The organism is Clostridium nitrophenolicum (genome assembly GCF_055391695.1).
The window spans coordinates 2,639,930-2,659,110 of record NZ_AP042469.1; the positions used below are offsets into that span (position 1 = coordinate 2,639,930).

Sequence of the window (19,181 nt, forward strand, 5' to 3'; positions counted from 1 at the left end):
AGAAGAGGTACCCCTATGAATACTGCTAATAAGTCAAACACTCAGGTTGGATATCTATATACTATTTTCCAGGAGTGAAGCTGCAGTATCCGATTTTATTACTTTCTTCTTTCATCTGGCTCCATAATGTTGAGTCTGTAAGTGTTTCCATGGAAGAAGGATAAAGAATATGATTTTCTTTATAAATGTGATCTCTAAGGTTAAAAATTAAATACTTAGCTGCTTCATCTAGTGCTTTTTTAAAATGGTTAAAATCTATTTTTGATGCATCAAAAGCAAGTTCTCTTATTTCATGCTTTTTAGCTCTCAACATATCATGTTCCATTCTCATAATTCTTGTAGGACCAGTAACTCCTCTTGATTCTAATTCAGGGAATAATACATTTTCCTCTCTTTTGTGATGATTTTCAGCATCAATTATATCATCAGCCGTCTTTAAAAGCATATTAAATTCTACTGCATTTTTATCATAGCTATTCATCTTTTGTATTTTACTGTTAATTTCCTCTAATAAAGTTAATAGCTTTAATATTTCATCATGTTCTTGAATTAAAGTAGTAAGCATATGATCAGGAGATAATTTTAATTTAAGCTTATCTAATTCGCTTTTTAAAACCTCCATATGAATGTCACATAGGTGTCTCAAATCTTCAGGTTTAGTTCCTTCTTCAATTAACTTTTGTTCTGCTAAAGATAACTCTAATGGATCTACCTTTGAAACCATTTCTAAAGCTTCTGATCTTAGTGATTCTGTAATTTCTTCAGAATTTAATCTTTTCAATAATTCTACTAATTTATCAGTTTTATTCATAATAAACCCTCCCAAAATACTTCCGTACAATTTTTGCTTTTCTTTTATTCTATTATAAAATCAGAAGGTTTTAATTACTGTGATTACAATCAAAATTTTTCTTAATTAAGACATAAGTGTATATTTAAAATAATATTTTACAATGTATCGAGCATATATTAGGAGAAATAATTAAGTTATTAGGGGTTAAGCCTGTTTACATAAACTCATTGTCCTTGTGGTCAATTTTGGACAGGAGCATATGTTAATCATACAGTCCGTATACTAGATATGATATTAGAAGATATAAAATCAGAAAACAAGCTATTGTAAATTATGAAAACATATATGTTTAATAAAGGATAGATATATAAGAAAGCTATTGAATAGAATTATAGAAGATGAAAAATTACATATAAAATTGTTTGAAAAATGTATACAAAGTACAGCAAGCATTGTAAGTAAGATAAAAGAAAGCCTAGTAATATCAATAACATAAAGCTGCATATTTAAATAAATAAATTTCATGCAGTTTTTATGATTATTAGATTACTGGCTTTTGTCTTTTAATAGAAAGGGTATTTATAATGATTTTATAGTTGTTTTTGAAATTGAACAACATATCAGGACCAATCTTTGAATTTGATACAAAAGCTTTGTTTATTGCTTAACAAAAACAACATTAATAGCTTTGATTAGGGCTTCAACTGTATCTCCTTCTTTAAATCCTGCATCTTCTAAACTTTCTTTAGTCATCACGGACGTAACTAATGGAGAATTATTTCATCCATCCACAGTCATCTTGATTTGAGCCATTACATTGTCAGCTTTAATTTCTTCAACTTTACCAATTAGCTTATTTCTTACACCAGCTTCCATAGCTTTACCTCCTATAAAATCAATTCCATATTAGTATTTTCTATGCATAGATAAACATACATAATTATTTATAATAAGTATAATCATATTCTGTTATTATAAATAAGGATAAAGCTTCAATTGAATAAGATAAGCACTAAAGTTGAATATCTATAGATTAGCCGCCTATAAAAGCTCCTCCATTTACGTGTATGGTTTGCCCTGTAACGTATGATGATTCAGGAGATGCTAGATATACATAAGCAGCCGCCAGTTCTACCGGCTCTGCAGGTCTTCCGATTGGAGTATCTGTCCCAAACTTACCTACCTGTTCTTTGCTAAATGATGACGGAATAATAGGAGTCCATACAGGGCCAGGAGCAACTGCATTTACTCTTATATTTCTACTTATCAATGAAAGTGCTAAAGAGCGGGTAAGTGTAACTACAGCACCTTTTGTTGCTGAATAATCCAATAGGAGTTCATCGCCAGCATAGGCTGTTATTGAAACAGTATTTATAATACAGCATCCTGGATTGAAATGAGGCATAACTGCACGTATCATATAAAATATGCTAAAGACATTAGTTTTAAAGGTTTTTTCTAACTGTTCATTTGTGATATCCTCAATACTGTTTTGTGGATACTGAGCAGCGGCATTGTTAACTAAAATATCAATTTTTTTAAACTGTTCTATAATTTTTTGAACTGCAGATTTGCAGAAGTTATCATCGGTAATATCTCCAGGCAGAAGTAAGCATTTACGACCTTTACTTTCAATTAGCCTTTTTGTAGCTTCTGCATCCTCATGCTCATTGTAATATATAATAGCTACATCTGCACCTTCTTTTGCATAGGCAATAGCCACAGCTTTTCCTATACCGCTGTCACCACCAGTAATTACAGCAACTTTTCCTGATAATCTATCAGAGCCTTTATAATTGGGATCCTCAAAAATAGGGTTAGGATTCATCAGAGATTCTATTCCAGGTTGTTTATCCTGTTTTTGTTCAGGAACTGATTTAGGTAAGTTTATATAGAATTGATCGTCCATATTAAATAAAGTCCTCCTTGTAACTTAATATAAATAAACAACTTCGATTTATCGAAGTTGTTTGGTTACATTTAGTATTAGTATTTACGGACTTTATCATTCATAAATGAAACTAAAAAATTGGAGGTGTTACAATAGATAATAATTTTGCAGTTTGTTTTAGAGGATTTTTCCATATATGAGGAATCATAGATGGATAATGCATGGAGTCACCAGATTTTACAAAGTATTCGGTTCCATCTACTTCTACAATAACAGCTCCTTCTAATACATAAATAAATTCTTCACCAGGGTGGTTGAATTTATGGCCGTGAGCCTTTTCTGGTGGAATAGAAACAATCATCGGTTCCATAGCTCTATCAGAGAACTTACCACTTAATAGGATAAATTCTGAATTTGAGCCTTCCATCTTTAATACGTGTTGCTCTTCGGACTTTACATGGAAGTTATTGTTCTGGCAATCTTCAAAAAAAATATTTATGGAAACACCTAAGGCGTCTGCTATTTTTTTAAGAGACGTAATAGCCAATGATGATGTCCCATTTTCTACTTGAGAAAGAAAGCTAACTGATAAACCAGTTTTCTCACCAAGTTCTTTTAATGTTAAATCATTTTTTCTACGCAAATTACGAATTTTTTCAGAAATTTCATTCATCATTTTATCTTCTATGATCATCACAACCTTATCTAAATATAGAAATTTCTAGTGTTACCTTTAAAATAATATCATAGGAAGTAAATAAATTCAATATTTTATATGTATTTAAAAAATAATTATTAATATTAATTTGTTAAGAATAGAAAAAATTAAATATCAACATAGAATTTTTGGTATATTTAAAAAAAGTTAAGTAGCACTGTAAAAATAACTATGCATTTTAAGATTATTGTGATAATATTAATTTATAGTTAAAAATATTCATTCGCGTTTATAAAATATATGTAAAAATTTAAGAAAATGTTTTGTTTTAAAACGTTATAAAATTTTATAATGTAAACGTTTATTGTGTAACTGAATAAGTTTTAATTTGAAAAATTTCTCATACAATTTAATCAATATCTTGTGCTAAATTGAGAAAGACTATAATTAATGAGTTTAAATTATAAATTAGACAAAGCAAAACTTCATAATTACAAAATTAATATGAGGTTTTTAAATATTATCCAATACTAAGGAGGATGTATTATGAATCAACAAAGATTAGACAAAGTATTAAGAGAGATGGAAGCTAAAGGATTACCACAAATGTTAGTTTCAGATCCTGCAGCTATATTTTATTTAACAGGAAAATGGATTCATCCTGGTGAAAGAATGTTAGCTTTATACATAAACTTAAAGGGAAACAATAAATTGTTCATTAACGAACTATTCCCTGTACAAGAAGATTTAGGTGTTGAAAAAGTATGGTTCAATGATACTCAAGATGCTGTAGAAATAGTTTCAAAATATGTTGATAAAGAAAGTCCAATGGGAGTTGATAAGAACTGGCCAGCTCGTTTCTTATTAAGACTTATGGAATTAAAAGGCGGAAGCAATTTTGTAAATGGTTCAGCTATTTTAGATAGAGTAAGAATGTGTAAAGATGATCAAGAAAAAGACTTTATGAGAGAAGCTTCAAGACTTAATGATTTAGCAGTGGAAAAAATGATTAAAATTGTTCCAGAAGAACACACTGAAAAGAAAATGGGACAAATATTAGCAGGAATTTATGAAGAATTAGGTGCAGATGGATTCTCATTTGATCCGATTATAGCTTATGGAGCAAATGCTGCTGACCCACACCATGGACCAGACAATTCAGAAGTTAAAGAAGGGGACAGTGTAATAATAGACATCGGATGTACAAAAGATTCTTACTGCGCAGATATGACTAGAACTGTATTCTATAAGCATGCATCAGATAAAGCTAGAGAAGTATATAACATTGTTTTAGAAGCTAACTTAAAAGCTATAGCAGCAGTTAAGCCAGGTGCAAGATTCTGTGATATCGATGCTGTAGCAAGAGATTACATTGAAGCTGCTGGATACGGAAAATACTTTACTCATAGAACTGGACACTCAATCGGTATAGAAGTACATGATTTCGGCGATGTTTCTTCAGTAAATACTGACAAACTTGAACCAGGAATGATATTCTCAATTGAGCCAGGTATATATTTACCAGGAGAAGTTGGAGTTAGAATAGAAGACTTAGTATTAGTTACTGAAGATGGTTGCGAAGTTCTTAACAACTACAGCAAAGAATTAACTATAATAGGATAATAAAAAAGGCTTATTAACAGCATTTATGTTGTGATAAGCCTTTTTTATTTTACAATAAGTTAACAAGTTTGCCATTAAAGTGTCACAGCACAATGATAGTTTTTTAAGTATGCATACAAAGTCTTCGATTTTGATATGGTCGCTTACTCAGTGAGTACTCCTCTGACGTAAGGAAGAGGAGTTTCATAATATAGGAGTTTAACAATGCTCCACAACGATGAAAGAATAAAAGTGAAGATAGAGGTTAGAATTTATGATATAATTTTGTTTAGTAAGGCATTTGAAAGAAAATAATAATTTAAAAGGATTAACATGCTGACTGATTATTTTTGAAGATGCCTAAATATAGATTAGGAGATTATAAATATGGCTAAAACTATATTAATAGTAGATGACGAAGAAAGAATGAGAGTTCTTATAGAAGCGTATTTAAAAAAAGAAGGCTTTAATGTGCTGCATGCGGAAAATGGTGAAGAGGCCTTAATAGTATTTAAATCAAACACTGTTAATCTTGTTGTACTTGATATAATGATGCCTATTATGGACGGGTGGACAACATGTAGAGAGCTCAGAAGAATTTCAAATGTTCCTATAATAATGCTGACAGCTAAAAGTGAAGATGAAGACCAATTGTTAGGCTTTAGTTTGGGAACAGATAGTTATGTGACAAAACCCTTTAGCCCTAAAATTTTAGCTGCCAGAATAATAGCTTTATTAAAAAGGGCTTATCCAGAAAATAATAAAGAAATCAACAGTAATGTTTATGATGGATTATATATCAATGAGGAGTATCGTGAAGTAAAAATAGATGATGTCGATGTGTATTTATCCCCTAAAGAGTATGAGCTTCTATGTTATCTTGTAAAAAATAAGGATTTAGTGTTAAGCAGAGAAAAAATCTTAGACTCTGTTTGGGGATTAGATTATTATGGAGATTTAAGAACAGTTGATACTCATATAAAAAGATTAAGAGAAAAACTTGCAGAAAAGGCTTATCTTGTTACCACCGTTAGAGGTGTTGGTTATAAATTTGAGGTGAAGAAATGAAAATAAGAAACATAAGACTCAAAGATATAGATATTAAAAAAATAAATTTCAAAAAGATAAATCTCAAAAAGATAAATAAGAGCATAACACTAAAGCTGTTTGTAGTGACGGCTTTAGTGTTTATTGTATTTATAAGCAGCACGCTGGTAATTCAATCCTTATTTTTTGGCCAATTCTATATGTCAAAAAAGAAAAATGATTTACAAAATGGAATAGAAAAGTTTAGGACTTCTTATAACAAAACTAAGGATGAACAGAAGATAGCAGAACTTATAAGGGACTTTGAGGATGCAAACAATGCTAAAGTGCTTATACTAAGCAGTAATGGTAAATCGAAATTTATAACCAGACCAGGCAGCGAAAAAACAGAAGCTTTAAAGCTTAGAGTAATAAATGACATAATAAAAAAGTGGACAATGGATCCAAGTATAATCATAGATATAAAAGCAAGCAACAAACCAATAACTATTCTAACTGACAAAAGAGGTAATGAAACTAGATATATGGTAAGTGCAGTGCCAGACAATAACAAAGATGAAATTATATTCGCGGTATCCTCGCTACAACCTGTAAATGAAGCATCTTCTGTAATTAAGGAATTTTATTTTTATTTTTATATTGTAGCTTTATTTTTAATAGTAATATTGTCTTTAATATATTCAAACATGCTAACCAAGCCACTATTAGAATTAAACGATTCTGCTTCTAAGATGGCTGACCTAGACTTTTCGAAAAAATGCAATATAAAAAGAGAAGATGAAATAGGAAATTTAGCGGATACTCTAAACTTTTTATCTGAAAATCTAAACAAATCTCTTACGTCATTAAAAGATGCTAATTATAAATTGGAGGAAGACATAGAAAAAGGAAGAAGATTAGAAAAGATGAGAAAGGAATTTGTAGCAGCAGTATCTCATGAACTTAAAACACCTATAAGCCTTATAGGTGGATATGCGGAAGGACTAAAAGACGATATATTTGAAAGTGAAGAAAAAGATTATTATATCGATGTTATAATAGATGAAAGCAAAAAGATGGCAAACTTAGTCGCGGATATGCTTGATTTATCTCAACTAGAATCTGGAAACTTTAAGTTAGTTAAAGAAGAATTCTATATAGATGAACTTCTGAAAACTACAATAAAAAAGTTTGCTGCTGTTTTCAACGACAGAAATATAAAGTTTGATATAAATTTCATTGAAAATACAAAGGTTCATGCAGATTGGAGCAGAATGGAGCAGGTTATAACGAATTTTATTACAAATGCCATAAGACATACAAATGAAGACGGAAGTATAATGGTTACTATGGAACAACAAGAGGATAGAGTTTTGATTTCAATAGAAAACACAGGGGAAAACATCTCAGAGGATGAGATAGATAAAATATGGGATAATTTTTATAAAATTGATAAGGCTAGAACTAGAAAACTTGGAGGCACAGGAATAGGACTTGCAATTGTTAAAAATATTCTTATGCTCCATGGCAGCGAATATGGAGTAGAAAATACTGATAGAGGAGTAAAGTTTTATTTTACACTTAGGAACATTCAAATAAATAACAAGCTAGTATGATACAAAATATACTATCATATTTGACTTGCTATTTATCTGAATAGATTCTAGAAAGAAAATTTAGAGATATGTCCACTGATTTTTGATTAGTGGACATATTTTATGTTTTATGTAAATTTAGAAGAAGATAGTTTACGCACTTTTATTTCAGCAGCAATAAGTATGATTATTGGTAATATAACTTGATGTGGTATTGCATAGTAAGGCCATACATTGAAAGCCCAGTCCATCATCTCCATTGTACTTTTAAAGTTAAATATAGAAAAAATGAGAGTTAATAATGCGATAGGTGTTGCTAAAAATCTATAATCATCAATGTTAAGTACTTTTGCTATACCACGACAGACAGCTAACATTTCTATAGCGGCCTTTATAAATATATTTATAATTAGCACAATGATTACTGTTGCTTCCATTCTTTCTATAAAGGTGCCAAGTCTTATTATACTAACAGAAATATATGATGGGAAATAATTGATATTCATAGTATCCGAGCCTAGAACTAATATATTTTTTAAGCTATTTAAAAATAGTGTTAATGATCCTATTATTAATCCATATAAATAAATTTTATAAGATGATTTTTGATTTTCAAAGGAAGAAAAAACCATGGTAAACACAACTGTTTCAGCAAAGGGAAATGAAAGTGCAGAAAATGCTCCAGAGACAACTGGTTGAATACCATCATAAAGTATAGGCAAAAGATTGTTTATATTCATTTGAGTAGATGATAAAATGATTGTAATTAAAATTACAGCTATAATATTTACAATAATAAAAAGCTCACTCCAGCGCCCTAATACCTCAATGCCTAATTTAAGAGCAAAAATACATAAAAGTATAAAAAATATCATAGGTATTACTACAGGTGTGTCTGGGTATACTACTATATTAGTAAATTCAGAAAAATTTCTTAACACCAACACACCTAAGTAGAATGAAAACCAAATATATATAATGCTTAATATTTTACCTATAATATTTCCGAATACAATATGTAAAATATCAAATAAGTCTTTTCCAGGAAAGAGGTATAGAAGCCTGGAATATATCAAAACAACTGGAATAGAAAGTAATGTGCCAATAATAATGGCTAACCAAGTATCATTTTTAGCACTTGTTCCTGTACCTATTAGTAAAGAACTTCCCAATATAAACATTACTACTAAACATATGCCTTGCTTATCAGAGATTATTTCTTTATTCATATTGTTCCTCCATATTAATGAAGAATTTATACTTTTATCTAAAAGTATGTTATTTTTTTATAATAGGAATCACTACTCTTTCTATTGCAGATGCAGGACTAGGTAGTTCTACTTTCAAACTAAGTAGAACACTTAATATTAGTGAAACAGCCATGAGGGTAATATATGTAAATATCATGTTTCTTTTTTTATCTTTTACCATTGGAATAATTTCTATGATAATAATTATTATATAAATTAAAGTTATACCAGCTGCGTACATAGTCTATTCTCCTATTCTAATTGGCTTTGATATTTTGCCACTGCCTTTTATAGTTAAGTCTACGTCAACATTGAATTGCATCTTAGAAAATACCTTTTCATCAGTGTAAGGAATGTTTCTCCAGATGTCAGGATGTTGTCTTTTGATAATATCACCAAATCCAAATATATCGCTTTTATAATTTGTTTGAACTTTTTTTAATAGGATTTCTATTCTAGTTTTTAATAATTTCTCCGCATCTTTTTCTAATTTACTTCTTCCAGGCTCATCAATAAAATTTTTAGTGCCTGCTACTTCATCGATGGCAACAACTGTATCAATATTTATGTTCATGGTAAAGTTTTCATTTTGGTAAGTAGAATTTATTTTAGTTTTGCTTTTGAAAATTTCTAATGAGACATCTGTATCAGTATTAACCGGTTGTTTCATCACCAATGAACCTTCATGAATCTTATTCTTTATAAATAGTAAATCCATTGTTTCCTCACCATCAAGGTATCCCACTAATTTATCCTGCTTAAATACAGCAGTGCCATAAATCTCAGGAAAGGTAAATTCATTAACTTTTTCAATTTTTACTACTGGTGCTATAGCAGAGGTAGTGTTGCTTGATATATCTCTTCTAAATCTCCAAATATCCATCTGAGGAAATTTATATATTGGATTTTGACTTCTAATTATTTCATTTAGGTGAAGAGAAGTAACATCAGTTAGTGGTATTTTTTGTTTTAATACATCACGTGCAGTTATACCATGGCTTATAAGTATCCAAGTATCCTGTCTTGGTTCAGAATCTCTATTAATCCAATCAATTACAGGTACAATTCCATTTGATGCAATATTTTCGTTTATTATTATAACCTTTGTATGCCCCCAATAGATTTTTTTACCAGTTACCAATATTAAATTTCTTACAGCATCAAATATAGTTTTTCCTCGTGCTGAAAAAAGCTGAGAAGATACTTTGGTAGAACCTCTAGAAGGTTCCGTATTAATCAATTCCGCAGTAACTATATAATTGTTGTTATCATCGTCCTTATCTATTGAAACTCCTGCAGCTAGCCCTAATTGTTCAACTTCTCTATAATTCCAACAACCTGTAGATAGAAAAACATTACTAATTATATAGATAAATAAAATTGATAATTTAATAAATTTCATGTTTTATTTTAAACCTTCTTTATCACTATTTTGACGTTTTAAGTTATTAGAAATTAATTTTGGCCGTTTTTTCATAAATATTTGTGGTACTCGAATAGATGTATCCTTTAAATCTTGAAAAGTAATTGCCCCAGTTCCTGAGTTTAACATAAATGGAACGCCAAAACTCCTAAGAGATGTAAGATACAGGAATACAGCTATTAAGGTGAAAATATATCCATATAATCCTAAAAATGATGTCATAATTAAAAATATTATTCTAACAGGTACTACTCCGGTAAATTGAGGGATCAAAAAACTGGCAATCCCTGTTAGAGCAGTAACTATTACTATAGGTGCGCTAATAAATCTTGCATTTACAGCTGCATCACCTAGAATTAATGCACCAACAATACTTACTGCCTGACCAATAGGCTTAGGAATTCGAGTGCCTGCTTCACGGAGCAATTCAAAGGTGAGAGTCATTATTAATACCTCAACTAAAGTTGGAACTGCAACTCCTTGTCTTGCTGCAGAGATACTTATAAGCAGTTGTGTAGGTATAAGTTCTTGATGAAAGTTTACCAGAGCTACATATATAGCAGGAGTGCTAGTAGATAGAAAGAACCCGCTCCATCTAATAAGTCTATTAAAAGATGCAAATAGGTAGTTATTATAATAATCCTCGCTTGCTTGAAATCTCTCTAAAAAAATGCAAGGTAGTGTTAGTACAAAGGGAGTTCCATCACACACTATAGCAATTCTCCCTTCAAGTAGCCTACTAACAACAACGTCTGGTCTTTCAGTACTATTTATAGTTTTAATAAAGGAAAAAGGGGAATCCGTAATAAGTTCTTCTATATAGTTAGAGTCTATAATGCCGTCAATTTGAATTTTATTTAATCTGATATATAATTCTTGCAATATTTTCTCTTGTGCCAGTCCTTCAATATAACATATACAAATATTAGTTTTTGTGCGGGTGCCTAATTCCTTAAATTTAAACTTTAAATCTGGATTTTGAATTCTTCTTCTAATTAAGGATAAGTTTACTTTTAAACTTTCTATAAAGCCTTCCCTAGGTCCCATAACCACACCTTCAGATAAAGGCTCTTCAATTGATCTAGTTTCAAAGCCAATTGTATCTATTATTAATATTTCCTCACAATTATCGATTAATAAAGCGGTACATCCTGAAATTAATGATTTCACTATTTCATTAATATCTGAGGTCTTTTTAATTCTGCTGGATTCTATAACATTTTTATATAATATATCGGCAAAATTATTTTGAGCATCTACGATATCTGAGTTCATAATTGGCTTTAGAATATACTGATTTAATATAGTACTATTAACCATGTAGTCTATGTATATCATACAAAATTTCGTTAAACAATTTTTATTATTTTCAAACTTTCGATATGTTAGTGTATCATCATTAATAAAAATTTGTTTAAAAATGTTGATGTTATTCTCTAAAGACATTGTCAACTTTACGTTGTACTGTATGTTACCAAAGGCATCTTCAGTTTTTATATTATTACTGTTATTAGACATAAGAACTCCTTTGCTTTTAGGGAAAATGTAATTAATTATGTTGTTAATAAGAAGTATTTGTTATTATTGAGTATTTATTCATGTAATTTTAAAGATTAGCTCCCTTGTAAACATGGAGCAAACTAAAAGACTCTATCCGATTATAGGTTACGGATAAAGTCTTTTAAAAAATATTTAGACAGTTATTTTCAAAAAACGTTGCTTAGCTGCAGGCCACGAACTGTAATATGGTATGTTTAAAGCTTCAAAGGTGTGATGAGATATTAAAGGTATACCATTTGAAATTGATGTAACAATGGAAGAATGAAATTTTACTCCCTTTTCATCCTCAAAGAACATAAGGTCGCCAGGTTCAAGCATATTGATGTTATTGACCTCTAAGCCTTTAGCACCAGGTCTTTTTGATTCTTCATTAATTCTTAAGAACCAATAAAGTGAATGTGCTACAGCCCATGATACTGACCAAGAATCATCATTTGTATTCGAAGTGCTCTTATTATTGTACCACCAAGGATTACTTGAATTATGAATCATAGGAGCCCCTCCAGCAAGTAAACATTGGGAAATAAAATTAGCGCAATCTCCACCTACATTTTGATTAAGTTGAAAGTACCTATAGGCGGGATTTGGCTTTAATGCGTATTTAACTGCATAGTTGACAGCGGCAGACCTCGAGTAGAAATTTTGTCTAAAAAGCATAAAAAGTCTCCTAGTAATTATTTATATTTATATATTATGCTGATTTAAATATATAGTGAAGCTTAAATTAGGAGGAGTACTCGATATGGTAGGAAGTACATAAGTAATATTGCAGATAATTACAACTAATTGAAATAATCTGGTAGTTCAGTGTGGCTATTTACAATTTATTAATATTGTTGCCACTAAAGTGTAACAAAAAGAATGTAATATTTATTTATAGGATTTTTTAAGAGGTGAAGTGATGAATATAAATAAATTAAAAAATAGCACTTTAATTAATATTTGCAAAGAAAATGCAGATATTATAATGTTTTTTATATTAATTTTCACAAAAATAATGTTTTATGCTAAACAGATTTCTCCTGAGTATTTATATATTGGGGTAACACATCCAGTGTTTGCATCAGTATTGTTATTGGTGAGTTTTTCAGTACTTTTCAGATACAATAAGAGAATAAAGTATTTATATGCATTAGATGTAATAATAAGCTTGATGCTTATGGCGGACCTTATGTATTATAGGTATTTTAAAGATGTAATTACTGTAGCAGCGGTAAAAAACGTGAAGCTATTAGGAGGAGTTTCTTCAAGTGTTGGAAGTTTATTTAGCTTAAAGGACTTACTGTACTTAGTAGATGTTATAATTTTAATACCTTTTGTTAAGAAGTATAAAAATAAAGAGAACATTAAAAAAAAGCCTTTATTAAGTAAGTTTGCTGCATTTAGCGTAATGTTCATAGTTGGAGTTACTATAAATGCTAAATCTGTTTATGCTGTTTCGAAGGAACAGCCAACTTTATTAAGTTCCATGAGCAATAGAATATATTTAACTAAATTGATTGGAAATCTAAACTTTCACGCAATAGATGCATACAACTATTTAAGTACAAAAGTAAAAAATTCAAAAAATTTATCTTCTCAGGAGGAGCAGGAAATTAAGAGTTTTCTAGAAAATAATAATAACTCCTCTGGTACCTATTTAAAAGGAGCGGGAGAAGGTAAAAATTTAATTGTTATTCAAGTAGAGGCTTTACAGCAGTTTGTAATAAATAAGAAGGTAAATGGTCAGGAGATAACTCCTAACTTAAATAAATGGTTGAATAGAAGTTTGTATTTTGATAACTATTTTTATCAAGTTGCTGGTGGAAATACTTCCGATGCAGAATTTATGTCAAATAATTCATTGTATCCAGCTCAATCTGGTGCAGCTTATTATAGCTACAGTGGTAACCAATATGATTCCTTGGCAAAACAGTTGAAGGACAAAGAGTATTATACTGCTGCTCTTCATGGATACAATGAAGGTTTTTGGAATAGAAATGTTATGTATAAATCTGAAAAGTTTGATGATTTTTACGGGGAACATAGTTTTAATGCAAATGAAACTGTAGGATTAGGATTAAGCGATAAATCCTTCTTAGAGCAATCAGTAGATAAATTAAAGTCCTTCCAGCAGCCTTATTATTCATTTTTGATTACTTTAAGTAGTCATTTTCCATATGACGATGTAGAAGGTTATGGCAGCTTTAATGTAGGAGAATACGAAAATACTTTACTAGGAAATTATTTAAAGGGAATACATTATACAGATGAGCAATTGGGAATGTTCCTAGATAAATTGGACAAGGAAGGTATAACACAAAACTCTATTATCGTGCTATATGGAGATCACTTTGGAATTCCTAGGGACAACATAGAAGAATTATATAAATTTGAAAATATGAGCAATGTGAATGACTTGCAGTGGTTTCAATATCAAAAGGTTCCTCTAATTATCCATTTCCCTGAAGATGCTAATAAAGGAGTAAATCATACTTACTCAGGACAAATGGACCTTTATCCAACTTTAGCGAATTTATTCAATCTGCCTAAGCAATATATGTTTGGAAAGGATATACTAAACAGTGATAATGGTAAAGTCGTGTTTAGAAATGGTTCTTTTACTGATGGAAATATTTTTTACGTTTCGTGGACAAACACCTATTATGATATTAAGTCAGGAAAACAAATTGAAGAAACAGATCAATTAGCTAAGATGAAAGAGGAGTATAATAAGGAGCTTCAATACTCCGATGATATTTTAAATCATAACTTGATAAAAGTATTTGAAGCTAATAATAAGAAGTAAATATAGGAACCTTGTTGTAGGATATAAGCTGTGTTATTATATACTAAGAGTATTTAATACAGGAGGATGCAGATAAGCAGACATACAAAATCTTAAGTAGGCATCCAAAATCTACGATTTTGAGATGATCACTTACACAGAGTGTTGATTTTGATATGGTCGCTTAAGCAGAGAACTCAAATCTATGATTTGAAGTGAATCGCTTACTCAGCGAGCACTCATTCGACGATAGGAGAAGGAGTTTCATATGATAAAAGCTATTTTGTTTGATTTAGATGGTACACTGATAAATACAAATGAGCTTATAATACAAAGCTTTAAATATGCATTTAACAAACTTTTTAATAGAGAATTGCCAAGAGAAGAGATAGTGAAAACCTTTGGTGAACCACTTAGGGACTCAATGGCTAAATACGATGCAGATAAAGCGGATTTGATGGTAAGCACTTTTAGAGTTTACAATGAGAGGAATCATGATGATATTGCCACAATATTTGAAGGTGTAAAGGAAGGCATTGAGCTGCTTAGCAATGCTGGAATAAAATTAGGGGTGGTAACTTCTAAAAGAAGACCTATGACGGAAAGAGGTCTCAAATTAATTAACATATATGACTGTATGGATGTTATTGTAACGCCTGAAGATACTAAAAATCATAAACCATTAGGTGATCCCGCGCTAAAAGCTTGTGAGCTATTAGGAGTTCTACCACAGGAGGCAATAATGGTAGGAGACAGCCATAACGATATTCTTTGCGGAAGAAATGCAGGTTGCAGAACTTGCTTGGTTAAATATACAGCTCTTTCATTAGAGGAGCTTATGGAACATAAGCCAGATTATGTTATAGATAGCATAGAAGATTTAGAGAAAATATGTAAGGATTTAAATAAGAAAGCTGTTTAGTGAGGTATGTTTTAAAACATACCTTACTTTTATAATTTTTTGTAATTTAATATTATGGGTATTGTTAATATCCATGATTGTATGATAGTGCTTTGCATAGAGTGTCATTGAATTAGTAGTTGGATAAAAGGATTCCTTATTACGGATACTAAAACTTAGAGGTGATACTAATGGTAAATAAACGCAAAGTAAAAGATAAAGAGTATGCAAACTTAGGGATAAGAAGAAATGCTAATGGAGATTTTCAGTATATAGATCCTTCTGAAAAAAATAAATCTAAATATGAATCAATAAAAAAATATACGAGATAACAATTGATTTTTGCGGATATAGAGTTGATATTGTTTAGAGCAACCTTAAAAATTTTAAGGTTGCTCTAACATTTAATAAGGAATTTCATTATAGAAAATAAATTTAGTTTACCCGGAAAAGTGAATCTTATACTATAAATTTACAATAACATTATCTTTATTATTATAATTACATATATAGTAATGGTTGGTGTTTTTTCCTGTAGATTCATAGAGTAATTAAGCTTAAACTGTACAAACTGTAACTATAAAACATATTAAAAAAATGAAAACAAGGAGGAAGAAAACTATGGCAAATAGAAGTAATAGAGTATTAGTTCCACAAGCTAAACAAGGATTAAATCAATTTAAAATGGAATCAGCTAGAGAAGTTGGAGTAAACTTAAAAGAAGGCTATAATGGAGACCTTACTTCAAGAGAAGCTGGATCAGTAGGCGGAAACATGGTTAAGAAAATGGTAGAAGCTTACGAGCAAGGCCTAAAATAATTAATAATAAACAAAAAACATTCTTGTGCTTCAATGGATTTTAGAAGAAATCTTAGCACAAGGATGTTTTTTTATTTAAACTTAATATCCAGCTATAATTAATTAGAGAATGAAATATAGAAAAAATGTTGACAACGTTTATATAATGATATATATTATTAATATAGGTGGTACGTACCACACTACCAGTGATGAAATGCACGGGATTTGGGAGGTTGATATGAAACAAATTGATAAAGCAAGTAGAATTCCGCTGTATTCTCAATTAATGGATATAATAATTGAGGAAATTGAAACCTCAATGCATGAAGATGACCAGCTGCCTTCTGAAAGAGATATATGTGAGAAATATGATGTAAGCAGGTCCACGGTAAGGCAAGCCATAACGGAACTTGAAAGAGAAGGTTACATCTATAAAGTACATGGCAAAGGAACCTTTGTGGCATCAAAAAAATTGGATCAGGATCTAGTAAAATTCTATAGCTTTACCGAAGAAATGAAAAAGCTAGGTAAAAAGCCAGTTTCAAAAGTTTTGATGTTTGAAATTGTAGGTATTAGTAATAAGATAAGCAAAAAGATGAGGATGGAAGAAGGCACTTTGGCTTATAAATTTACAAGATTGAGAATAGCGGATAACATTCCTATGATTTTAGAAACAAGTTATGTTCCATATGATAAGTTTCCTGGAATAACTAAGGAAAACTTAGAAAAAGAAGCATTGTATGATATTTTAAAGAATAAATTTCAAGTTAACCTTACAATGGCTGAGGAAACATTTCAACCGGTTTTAACAAATGAAGAAGAAGCTGAGAAGTTAGAGATACCTAAGGAGTCACCAAGTCTGAAAATAGAAAGATTCACATATGAAAATGATGACATTGTAGAATACACCATAAGCATTGCTAGAGGTGATAAATTTAAATATAGAGTAAGATTAGAAAAGTAATGTAGTATATCAATAATAAAATAAATATTATTGGTATACTACAAAAAAATAATTAAACTGGTAATGACGTCATTACTTTGTTACGTTTTTAAACAATTTGGACAAGCATACAAGTAAGTGTAAGTTAATATTAGTATTTGACAATCAAAAATACGAATCGAAATCTAGTTGAACTGGTAATGATGTCGTAATAACATTATTATCTAAAGCATATAAATAAAATATGGAAGAAAATATAGTTAATATAAAAGAGTAGGTGATTATATGAGTAAGTTATTCAATATAGATGTTAATGAATTAAAAAAGGTTGGGGGATATTATACGGCAAAGGAGGTTTACCATCAGCCAAAACTTTGGAGAGAAACCTTAGATATAATTAATCTTAATAAAGAGCAAATATCTGTTTTTATAAATGAGAAGCTAAATAAAGATTCAGTAAGAATAATTCTTACTGGCGCAGGAACCTCTGCTTATGTTGGAGATATAGCTGCACCATACCTATCTAGAATTTTAGGAGTAAGGGTAGAAGCAATAGCAACAACTGATATAGTAAGTAACCCAGAAGACTTTTTGAAAAAAGATACGCCGACAATATTAGTATCCTTTGCACGCTCAGGAAATAGCCCTGAAAGTGTTGCAACCTATGACTTAGCTGAACAGTTGGTAAATGATATAAATCAAATTATTATAACTTGTAACAAAGATGGTGCTTTGGCAAAGAAAGCACAAGGTAATAATAACAATTTAGTGATACTAATGCCAGAAGAATCAAATGATCAGAGCTTTGCGATGACAAGCAGTTTCAGTTGTATGTTGTTAACAACATTAATTATATTTGATATGAAGAATCTTAATAGAAACACTGTTGCTATTGAAAACATTATAACAAATGCTAACAAAATATTGGATAGTGAAGTAAGCGAAATATTAAACCTAGTTAAATTAAGTTGTGATAGAGTTGTATATTTAGGATCTTCAGCATTAAATGGACTATCAAAAGAAGCTGCCTTGAAGAATTTAGAATTAACAAGCGGTAAAGTAAATTCAACTAGCGAGTCAGTTTTAGGCTTTAGACATGGTCCAAAATCAATTGTTAATGAAAAAACTTTAGTTTTTGTGTTTGTGTCTAATGATGAGTATACAAGAAAATACGATATAGACTTGTTAAGAGAAATATACAATGATAAGGGAAATCATAAGGTGGTTGCTATAACCTACAATAAAGATACTGAAATAGATAAGATAGCAGATAAAGTATTTATCGCGAATTCAGAACAACATGAAGTAATTAGTGATGCTTTTGGAGCTTTAAATTTTGTTCTTTATGCTCAAATGTTTGCATTTTTTTACTCATTAGAGCTTGGAATATCACCAGACAATCCAAGGCCGGATGGAACAGTCAATAGGGTAGTCAAAGGTGTTACAATACACCAGTATGATAAATAAAAAGCTTAATATTAAGGAGGGGACATTATGCCAAATATTTTACTAACTAGAATCGATAATAGACTAATACATGGACAGGTAGGAGTAACTTGGGTAAACCACTTAGGTGCAAATTTAATAGTAGTTGCAAATGATGAAGTTGCTGATGATGAAGTACAACAAAACTTAATGGATATGGTAGTACCTGATGTAATAGGTACTAGATACTTTACTCTTCAGAAAACAATAGATGTGATTCATATGGCTTCTGAGGATCAACTTATTTTCATGGTGTGTAGAACGCCGCAGGAAGTGTTGAAACTAGTAGAGGGTGGGGTTCCTATAAAAAAAGTAAATATAGGCAACATGCATTTTAGTGAAGGTAAACAACAGGTAACCAGCACAGTATCACTAGATGAAAGCGATAAAGAAGCCTTCAGAAAGCTTCATAAGCTTGGAGTTCAATTAGAAATTAGAAGAGTTCCAGATGAAAGGGCGGAGGATATACTTAAATTTTTATAAAAT

At 30.4% G+C, this 19,181-nt stretch carries 18 protein-coding genes; 10 read left to right on the forward strand and 8 right to left on the reverse strand.

Features of this window, described 5'->3' with window-relative positions; translation table 11 throughout:
- Positions 1-61: 61 nt before the first annotated feature.
- The 3 genes from ACZ5N4_RS12435 to ACZ5N4_RS12445 all read right to left on the reverse strand — a co-directional run bounded on the left by ACZ5N4_RS12435 (position 62) and on the right by ACZ5N4_RS12445 (position 3,360).
- Complete coding sequence (locus ACZ5N4_RS12435) at positions 62-811, reverse strand: DUF438 domain-containing protein (RefSeq protein WP_464210360.1); 750 nt, start codon at positions 809-811, stop codon at positions 62-64.
- A 1,015-nt stretch (positions 812-1,826) separates the two neighbouring features.
- Complete coding sequence (locus ACZ5N4_RS12440) at positions 1,827-2,702, reverse strand: SDR family oxidoreductase (protein WP_464210362.1); 876 nt, start codon at positions 2,700-2,702, stop codon at positions 1,827-1,829.
- 112 nt (positions 2,703-2,814) lie between these two features.
- Positions 2,815-3,360 carry a helix-turn-helix domain-containing protein gene (locus ACZ5N4_RS12445; RefSeq protein WP_464210921.1) on the reverse strand — a complete coding sequence of 182 codons (546 nt, stop codon included), beginning with the start codon at positions 3,358-3,360 and terminating at the stop codon, positions 2,815-2,817.
- A 528-nt stretch (positions 3,361-3,888) separates the two neighbouring features.
- On the opposite strand from ACZ5N4_RS12445, the gene ACZ5N4_RS12450 reads away from it, so the two are divergent.
- From ACZ5N4_RS12450 to ACZ5N4_RS12460, 3 genes are all read left to right on the forward strand, one after another.
- Positions 3,889-4,965 carry a M24 family metallopeptidase gene (locus ACZ5N4_RS12450; RefSeq protein WP_464210363.1) on the forward strand — a complete coding sequence of 359 codons (1,077 nt, stop codon included), beginning with the start codon at positions 3,889-3,891 and terminating at the stop codon, positions 4,963-4,965.
- 366 nt (positions 4,966-5,331) lie between these two features.
- A complete protein-coding gene (locus tag ACZ5N4_RS12455) occupies positions 5,332-6,012 on the forward strand; it encodes a response regulator transcription factor (RefSeq protein WP_464210364.1) in 681 nt (226 codons plus the stop codon).
- Complete coding sequence (locus ACZ5N4_RS12460; protein ID WP_464210366.1) at positions 6,009-7,586, forward strand: sensor histidine kinase; 1,578 nt, start codon at positions 6,009-6,011, stop codon at positions 7,584-7,586. The genes ACZ5N4_RS12455 and ACZ5N4_RS12460 overlap by 4 nt, the downstream gene beginning before the upstream one ends.
- Before the next feature lie 107 nt (positions 7,587-7,693).
- On the opposite strand, the gene ACZ5N4_RS12465 is transcribed toward ACZ5N4_RS12460, so the two are convergent.
- The 5 genes from ACZ5N4_RS12465 to ACZ5N4_RS12485 form a co-directional block, all read right to left on the reverse strand.
- A complete protein-coding gene (locus ACZ5N4_RS12465) occupies positions 7,694-8,794 on the reverse strand; it encodes a GerAB/ArcD/ProY family transporter (RefSeq protein WP_464210367.1) in 1,101 nt (366 codons plus the stop codon).
- Between the two features lie 49 nt (positions 8,795-8,843).
- A complete protein-coding gene (locus ACZ5N4_RS12470) occupies positions 8,844-9,056 on the reverse strand; it encodes a hypothetical protein (RefSeq protein ID WP_464210368.1) in 213 nt (70 codons plus the stop codon).
- 3 nt (positions 9,057-9,059) lie between these two features.
- Positions 9,060-10,217, reverse strand: a complete 1,158-nt coding sequence (locus tag ACZ5N4_RS12475; protein WP_464210370.1) for a Ger(x)C family spore germination protein — start codon at positions 10,215-10,217, stop codon at positions 9,060-9,062.
- A 3-nt stretch (positions 10,218-10,220) separates the two neighbouring features.
- Entirely contained in the window at positions 10,221-11,756 is a 1,536-nt protein-coding gene (locus tag ACZ5N4_RS12480) for a spore germination protein (RefSeq protein WP_464210372.1), read from the reverse strand.
- Between the two features lie 174 nt (positions 11,757-11,930).
- Positions 11,931-12,455, reverse strand: a complete 525-nt coding sequence (locus tag ACZ5N4_RS12485; protein WP_464210373.1) for an amidase domain-containing protein — start codon at positions 12,453-12,455, stop codon at positions 11,931-11,933.
- Positions 12,456-12,699: 244 nt separating this feature from the next.
- Between ACZ5N4_RS12485 and ACZ5N4_RS12490 the strand changes: the two genes are divergently transcribed.
- The 7 genes from ACZ5N4_RS12490 to agaV all read left to right on the forward strand — a co-directional run bounded on the left by ACZ5N4_RS12490 (position 12,700) and on the right by agaV (position 19,178).
- The gene (locus ACZ5N4_RS12490) at positions 12,700-14,586 is read left to right on the forward strand and encodes an LTA synthase family protein (protein WP_464210374.1); all 1,887 of its coding nucleotides are present in this window, start codon (positions 12,700-12,702) and stop codon (positions 14,584-14,586) included.
- A 247-nt stretch (positions 14,587-14,833) separates the two neighbouring features.
- Positions 14,834-15,487, forward strand: coding sequence for a pyrophosphatase PpaX (gene ppaX / locus ACZ5N4_RS12495; RefSeq protein ID WP_464210376.1), 654 nt, complete (start codon positions 14,834-14,836; stop codon positions 15,485-15,487).
- A 170-nt stretch (positions 15,488-15,657) separates the two neighbouring features.
- A complete protein-coding gene (locus tag ACZ5N4_RS12500) occupies positions 15,658-15,798 on the forward strand; it encodes a hypothetical protein (protein ID WP_211142062.1) in 141 nt (46 codons plus the stop codon).
- 289 nt (positions 15,799-16,087) lie between these two features.
- On the forward strand, positions 16,088-16,285 hold the full coding sequence (locus tag ACZ5N4_RS12505; protein WP_464210378.1) for an alpha/beta-type small acid-soluble spore protein: 198 nt from the start codon (positions 16,088-16,090) through the stop codon (positions 16,283-16,285).
- Positions 16,286-16,505: 220 nt separating this feature from the next.
- Positions 16,506-17,231, forward strand: a complete 726-nt coding sequence (locus ACZ5N4_RS12510) for a GntR family transcriptional regulator (protein WP_464210380.1) — start codon at positions 16,506-16,508, stop codon at positions 17,229-17,231.
- A gap of 264 nt (positions 17,232-17,495) precedes the next feature.
- Positions 17,496-18,677 carry an SIS domain-containing protein gene (locus tag ACZ5N4_RS12515; RefSeq protein ID WP_464210382.1) on the forward strand — a complete coding sequence of 394 codons (1,182 nt, stop codon included), beginning with the start codon at positions 17,496-17,498 and terminating at the stop codon, positions 18,675-18,677.
- Positions 18,678-18,704: 27 nt separating this feature from the next.
- Entirely contained in the window at positions 18,705-19,178 is a 474-nt protein-coding gene (gene agaV / locus ACZ5N4_RS12520) for a PTS N-acetylgalactosamine transporter subunit IIB (RefSeq protein WP_464210383.1), read from the forward strand.
- The last annotated feature ends 3 nt before the right edge of the window (positions 19,179-19,181 follow it).

Coding starts and splice junctions, on each gene's coding strand:
- ACZ5N4_RS12445 (WP_464210921.1), bottom strand. CDS start 3,360: ATGATGAATGAAATTTCTGAAAAAATTCGTAATTTGCGTAGAAAAAAT.
- ACZ5N4_RS12455 (WP_464210364.1), top strand. CDS start 5,332: ATGGCTAAAACTATATTAATAGTAGATGACGAAGAAAGAATGAGAGTT.
- ACZ5N4_RS12450 (WP_464210363.1), top strand. CDS start 3,889: ATGAATCAACAAAGATTAGACAAAGTATTAAGAGAGATGGAAGCTAAA.
- ACZ5N4_RS12510 (WP_464210380.1), top strand. CDS start 16,506: ATGAAACAAATTGATAAAGCAAGTAGAATTCCGCTGTATTCTCAATTA.
- ACZ5N4_RS12440 (WP_464210362.1), bottom strand. CDS start 2,702: ATGGACGATCAATTCTATATAAACTTACCTAAATCAGTTCCTGAACAA.
- ACZ5N4_RS12480 (WP_464210372.1), bottom strand. CDS start 11,756: ATGTCTAATAACAGTAATAATATAAAAACTGAAGATGCCTTTGGTAAC.
- ACZ5N4_RS12460 (WP_464210366.1), top strand. CDS start 6,009: ATGAAAATAAGAAACATAAGACTCAAAGATATAGATATTAAAAAAATA.
- ACZ5N4_RS12490 (WP_464210374.1), top strand. CDS start 12,700: ATGAATATAAATAAATTAAAAAATAGCACTTTAATTAATATTTGCAAA.
- ACZ5N4_RS12500 (WP_211142062.1), top strand. CDS start 15,658: ATGGTAAATAAACGCAAAGTAAAAGATAAAGAGTATGCAAACTTAGGG.
- ACZ5N4_RS12515 (WP_464210382.1), top strand. CDS start 17,496: ATGAGTAAGTTATTCAATATAGATGTTAATGAATTAAAAAAGGTTGGG.
- ACZ5N4_RS12485 (WP_464210373.1), bottom strand. CDS start 12,455: ATGCTTTTTAGACAAAATTTCTACTCGAGGTCTGCCGCTGTCAACTAT.
- ppaX (WP_464210376.1), top strand. CDS start 14,834: ATGATAAAAGCTATTTTGTTTGATTTAGATGGTACACTGATAAATACA.
- ACZ5N4_RS12465 (WP_464210367.1), bottom strand. CDS start 8,794: ATGAATAAAGAAATAATCTCTGATAAGCAAGGCATATGTTTAGTAGTA.
- ACZ5N4_RS12475 (WP_464210370.1), bottom strand. CDS start 10,217: ATGAAATTTATTAAATTATCAATTTTATTTATCTATATAATTAGTAAT.
- agaV (WP_464210383.1), top strand. CDS start 18,705: ATGCCAAATATTTTACTAACTAGAATCGATAATAGACTAATACATGGA.
- ACZ5N4_RS12505 (WP_464210378.1), top strand. CDS start 16,088: ATGGCAAATAGAAGTAATAGAGTATTAGTTCCACAAGCTAAACAAGGA.
- ACZ5N4_RS12470 (WP_464210368.1), bottom strand. CDS start 9,056: ATGTACGCAGCTGGTATAACTTTAATTTATATAATAATTATTATCATA.
- ACZ5N4_RS12435 (WP_464210360.1), bottom strand. CDS start 811: ATGAATAAAACTGATAAATTAGTAGAATTATTGAAAAGATTAAATTCT.